Genomic DNA, 1,645 nt, shown 5'->3' with positions numbered 1-1,645 from the left:
TCTTGAAAAGCTGCAATAACTGTCACGCCCCCCTGCAATAACTGTCACGCCCCCCCGCCATCACTGTCACGAACCCCGGCAATAACTGTCACGCCCCCAAACCTGCAAACCCAGCAGGGGCGGGGGCTGGCGGGGTGCTGAAAAAATCCATCCATGATTATCTAAGAATAATCCACTAGGCGCGGTTAACAGCGCCCTAGTGGGGCGCTGTTTGCCCTTGCCCAAAATGCCCGGCCAGAGGCCGGATAACTGATCTATCCGCTGCGCTAGGCTACACACCGCCCCCACCGCTCCGCGGTAGGGAAAAGGCGGGCCAAGGCCCGCAAACCCAAACCCCATGCACAGACGCCACAGGAAGCCGCAGACGCCTTTAGCCGCTTTAGCGGCCTTTACCCCTGCCCGCAGGGCGGGGGCGCGTGTGAAGCCCCGCAGGGGCCATGCTGGCCACCTTGCGCTTGGCTATCTCCGCCTTGATGGTCGCGCCCGCCTCTCGCATCTCTTGCTGCAGGGCTTCGATCTCGGCAGGTGTCAGCCGGTAGAAGCTCACCCTTGCCCCTCTTGCGGCTCCGGCTGGCCATGCTCCTGTGGCTGCTATTCCTGCTTGGGTGGCAGTCCGAACAGCGCCCGGTCATGGTCGCGCTCTAGGTAGCTGTCCAGCCCATCGAGCAAGCGCTGTTCTGGCCACTCGCCGCTTTCGACTTTGCCGAGTATCCACGCGCCTACCAGCACCTTGCGCCGGGTGTCCTCCTTGCGCTTTTGCTGCTGCTCCCGTGCCCTGACCCGCTGGATCTTGGCGTTGATCCGTGCCCGTTGCTCTTCCAGCTTGGCGAGCCGTTCCGCTGCTTTTGCCATGTTGACATTCCCCTTGGTTATGTGCTTGCCATCATGCTATCATCGGAGCACAGACACCGCAAACCCCGACCGTCATTCTAACGGGAGGGCGCACTTACCGGTTTCTCTTCGAGAAACTGCCCTGCGGGCACCCCTTTGGGGCTGTGCGCTCTCCGAGGGCCATTGCATGGAGCTAAACCCCTATGGCCATCTATCACCTTACGGCCAAGACCGGCAGCCGGAACGGCGGCCAGTCGGCCAAGGCGAAAGCCGATTACATCCAGCGGGAGGGCCGTTACTCCCGCGACCGTGACGAGGTGCTGCACACTCAGTCCGGCCACCTGCCCGAGTGGGCCGAGCGCCCCGCCGACTACTGGGATGCTGCCGACCTGTATGAACGCGCCAATGGGCGGCTGTTCAAAGAGGTTGAGTTTGCCCTGCCGGTCGAACTGACCCTAGATCAGCAGCGGGAGCTGGTGGACGAATTCGCCCGGCATCTGACCGAGGGCGAGCGCCTGCCGTATACGCTGGCCATTCATGCCGGTAAAGGTGAGAACCCCCATTGCCACTTGATGATCTCTGAGCGGAAGAACGACGGTATCGAGCGCCCGGCTGACCAGTGGTTCAAGCGGTACAACGCCAAACAGCCAGAGCGGGGCGGGGCGCAGAAGTCCGAGAGCCTGAAGCCCAAGGCATGGCTTGAGCAGACCCGCGAGGCATGGGCCGACCATGCCAACCGGGCATTAGAGCGGGCTGGCCACGACGCCCGCATTGACCACAGAACACTTGAGGCGCAGGGCATCGAGCGCCTGCC

2 protein-coding genes are annotated in these 1,645 nt (G+C 62.9%); one reads left to right on the top strand and one right to left on the bottom strand.

The window, feature by feature from the left end; all coding sequences use genetic code 11:
• Positions 1-591: 591 nt before the first annotated feature.
• Entirely contained in the window at positions 592-852 is a 261-nt protein-coding gene (locus tag R8N46_RS24555) for a mobilization protein (protein ID WP_169573164.1), read from the bottom strand.
• Between the two features lie 182 nt (positions 853-1,034).
• Here R8N46_RS24555 and R8N46_RS24550 point away from each other — a divergent pair.
• A partial coding sequence (locus tag R8N46_RS24550; RefSeq protein ID WP_169702755.1) for a MobA/MobL family protein occupies positions 1,035-1,645 on the top strand: 611 nt, incomplete at its 3' end.

This window comes from Vibrio sp. 1874, assembly GCF_033344395.1.
GTDB lineage: Bacteria > Pseudomonadota > Gammaproteobacteria > Enterobacterales > Vibrionaceae > Vibrio > Vibrio alginolyticus.
This window is presented reverse-complemented; position numbering and strand designations above follow the sequence as displayed.